The sequence below is a fragment of the uncultured Caballeronia sp. genome, from assembly GCF_964243625.1.
GTDB lineage: Bacteria > Pseudomonadota > Gammaproteobacteria > Burkholderiales > Burkholderiaceae > Caballeronia.
Genome location: NZ_CAXTGZ010000591.1, coordinates 1 through 3719, shown reverse-complemented (window position 1 = coordinate 3719; position 3719 = coordinate 1). Strand labels below are relative to the sequence as shown.

General features: G+C 62.5%; 3 protein-coding genes and 1 pseudogene. All 4 read right to left on the bottom strand.

Translation table 11 applies throughout. The annotated features are described in order from the left end of the window. Window positions 1-178 precede the first annotated feature (178 nt). On the bottom strand, window positions 179-1486 hold the full coding sequence (gene glp / locus ACFFAR_RS27630; protein ID WP_375508858.1) for a gephyrin-like molybdotransferase Glp: 1308 nt from the start codon (window positions 1484-1486) through the stop codon (window positions 179-181). A 138-nt stretch (window positions 1487-1624) separates the two neighbouring features. Beyond that, complete coding sequence (mobA, locus tag ACFFAR_RS27625; protein ID WP_174364191.1) at window positions 1625-2257, bottom strand: molybdenum cofactor guanylyltransferase MobA; 633 nt, start codon at window positions 2255-2257, stop codon at window positions 1625-1627. 1 nt (window position 2258) lies between these two features. Then, window positions 2259-3368 carry a GTP 3',8-cyclase MoaA gene (gene moaA / locus ACFFAR_RS27620; RefSeq protein ID WP_375508857.1) on the bottom strand — a complete coding sequence of 370 codons (1110 nt, stop codon included), beginning with the start codon at window positions 3366-3368 and terminating at the stop codon, window positions 2259-2261. A 179-nt stretch (window positions 3369-3547) separates the two neighbouring features. Next, window positions 3548-3719, bottom strand: a pseudogene (locus ACFFAR_RS27615) (ribonuclease E); the annotation flags it as partial.

Here is a 3719-nt window from a genome sequence, read left to right as displayed (position 1 = left end):
TTTGGCGGTTTGTCCCGGTGCGATGAACGAAATCTGTTTTTTCATGAAGGAAAAGCCCCGTCAGTCATAGTGCAATGCATTCGAACCGTCCGTTTTAGCCGCTTGACTCATGACGGCGTTGCAGTTCAGGTTCTTGAGGTTCAGGTTCTTGAAGCAGGTTGTCGAAGAGCCTTTGGAACTAGATCAGGCCGTCGAATGGCAGGATATCCACGCTGTCTCCTGCATCGATATTTCCTGCGTCGTGCTTCAGGACAATGAAGCAATTGGCTTCGCTCATTGAACTCAGCACTCCCGAGCCTTGCGGCCCGGTTGTTACCACGCGCCAGCGCCCGGCTTTGTCGCGCTCTGCAATACCGCGCTGGAATTCCGTGCGGCCGGCACGTTTGGATAGCGGATTCGTGCTGATCGCCGATACCATCGGCAACGCGTGCCGCGCCGCGCCCGACATGGCGAGCAGCGCTTCCCGCACGATGAAATAGAACGTCGCCATGACCGCGACCGGGTTGCCGGGCAAGCCGAAGAACAACGCTGATTCGCCCTCGCCGGCACGCGCGCCCGACCATAGCCGACCGAACGCGAGTGGCCGGCCAGGGCGCATCGCGATTTTCCAGAATGCGACGTCGCCGAGTGTGTTCATCAGGTCGCGCGTGAAGTCGGCATCGCCCACTGACACGCCGCCGGAACTGATGACGACGTCGGCTTCGCGGGTCGCGCGTCGCAGGGCTTCTTCAAGCGATGCCCGGTCGTCGCGGACAATGCCCAGATCGACAGGCTCGACGTTCATCCGGCGCAGCATCGCGTAAAGCGTGTAGCGGTTGCTATCGTAGATGGAACCCGGTTCAAGCGTTTCGCCGACAGAGCGCAACTCGTCGCCGGTGGAAAAAAACGCGACGCGCAAACGGCGCTGCACGGTAACTTCAGCGATACCCAATGAAGCCAGCAACCCAATATCCGATGCCCGCACGATCCGTCCTGCACGCAACGCCGGTTGACCTTCTGCAAGATCTTCCCCCGCAAGGCGCCGGTTCACGCCGCGCCCGATTCCCGCCGTGCCGAACGCGACCATGTCTCCCGCGCGTTGCACGAGTTCCTGCGCAATCACCGTATCGCAGCCGGGCGGAAGCAGCGCGCCCGTCATGATCCGCACGCATTGGGCGGCAAGCGGGCGGCCTTCGAACGGTTGTCCAGCGAGCGCCTTCCCGGCAACGGTCAACTGAACCCGCCCTTCGAGACCGGCGTCCGCCAGCACTGCGCCATCGAAGGCGTAGCCGTCCATGGCGGAGTTATCGTGCGAGGGGACGTTGATGGGTGAAATCACGTCCTTGGCCAGCACACGATCCAGCGCATCGAAAAGACGCACGCGCTCGACTTCGACGGAGCCGCGCGGCAACGCCCACTGACGCACGATGTCTTGCGCCGCGCTGACGGGCAGCGCGTTCGGATCGTACTCGGCGACGCAGCTCGAAAAGTGCCTGGGTGTGTTCATCGATGGGTAAAACAGCGCGGAGTCGCGACGCAAAGCCCGCGGGTGGATGGATGAAGAGGCAGACGTGTTGAGATGCGCCGGTGTTTCCGCGACCTCTGGCAAGCCGGTGGCTCGCAGCAAACTGAAACGAACCGGCGCTTAGTTGCGCTCCAGGTCGGCTAGCTGCTGCAGATCGTTGACATTGTAAAACGCACGCTCGTCGGTGAAGGTCACTTCTACCGCCTTGTGGCGCGCGTACCACGCGCGAACTTTACGTTCGCCGGCGCGAATGTACGTGTCGAGATCGTCGGCCAGCGACGTTCTCAGGAGCGCGAACACGGGGTGCAGATGGCGATCGCCGCCCGAATCCGTGACAGTCGCGATGGCGATGTCCGCACTGTCGGCAACCAGTTTCTCCGACAGCCGGTCGGCCAGATGAGGATCGACGAAAGGTGCATCGCAGGGCGCGAACAGCACGAAGTCGGTCTGCGCCTCGTGCAACGCCGCCGACATGCCCGCGAGCGGGCCGGGGAAGTCGGGGAATGCATCGACGACGACCTTGGCCCGGAACGGCATTCCGAGCTGCGCATAGATTTCGAGGCTGCGATTTGCGCTGATGAGCATGGCGCCGCATTGTGGCGAAAGCCGGCGCAGCGCGTGCAGCGCAAGCGGTTCGAGATTCAGCGGCTGCAGGCCTTTATCCACGCCGCCCATGCGTGACCCGCGTCCACCGGCGAGTACCACGCCCGTGATGTCGTGCTTCGAAAGGGCATCCCGGGACGGCTCGGTCATGTCATCCGCCTATATACGACATTTCGACGCGCCGGGCGTCCGGGTCGGGGGCTGGCAGGGAATTGCTGCCGCGCAGCTCCGAGTAGCGGTCGGTGCGCGCTTCCCAGATCCGGGCTATGGCGGTGGCGACGGCTGCGTCACTCGCGCCGCTGCGAATCAGCGCGCGCAGATCGTGTCCGGACGTCGCGAAAAGGCACAAGTACAGCTTGCCTTCCGTCGATAACCTCGCCCGTGTGCACGTCCCGCAAAAGGCGCGGGTCACGCTGGAGATCACGCCGATCTCGCCGCTTCCGTCCCGGTAACCCCATCGTTGAGCGGTTTCTGCGTCGTTGTGGGCTTCGAGCGGTTGCAGCGGAAAATGCTCGGCAATGCGCGCAACGACATCCGCCGATGGCAGCACTTCGCTCATGTTCCAGCCATTCGACGCGCCCACGTCCATATATTCGATGAACCGCAGCACCGTGCCGCTGCCCTTGAAGTGGCGCGCCATCGGCACGATTTCCGCGTCATTCGTGCCGTGCTTGACGACCATGTTCACCTTCAGCGGTGCCAGGCCGACTGCATGCGCGGCTTCGATGCCATCGAGCACATCGGCGACGGCAAAATCCGCGTCGTTCATGCGGCGGAACAACGCGTCGTCGAGCGCGTCGAGGCTCACCGTGACACGGGTCAAACCCGCGTCCTTGAGCGACCTGGCTTTGCGGGCGAGGATAGAACCGTTGGTGGTGAGCGTAATGTCGAGCGGCCGGCCTTCGGGCGTACGCAAAAGCGCCAGCCGCTCAATCAGGAATTCGATGTTCTTTCGCAGCAGCGGTTCGCCGCCGGTCAGCCGAATTTTTTCCACCCCATGGGCGACAAACAGCCGCGCCAGCCGTTCGATTTCCTCGAAGGACAGCAGCGCGCTGTGCGGCAGGAATTCGTAGTTTTTATCGAAGACTTCGCGCGGCATGCAGTACACGCAACGGAAATTGCAACGATCGGTCACCGAGATGCGCAGATCGCGCAAGTCGCGTGACAGCTTGTCAGTAAGCAATCCGGTCGGCGTCGCCACGGCTCCCGGGAAGGCCGGGATCGCGGTGATATCGGTGACGGGAATGATGCGTCGGGACATGATCGTTTTATATCTCGCAAGCAGCAGCGGGGCTACTGTCAACTTTCAACGATCCATTTTAGCGGAAGGGCGGATCAGCAGTAGTCCGCCGCTGTGCTTTATGGGGTTTTTGCACGCGCAAAAATAAAAAAGCGCCACAGACCTGAGTCGTGTGGCGCTTTTATCGAAACGTCGGACGCTTATGCGTCCTTACCCGTTTCCACTTGCTGCATCGGCGCGGCGTCGAGCGGCGGCAGGCGCTTGCGCTCCCGCACGACGCGTGTCGGCGCTTCGACCTGATCCGCGGCTTCGCGCGCAGCGCGGAGCTTGTCGGCGTCGGTGTTCACCCAGACGAGACCCGCCGTATCCAGC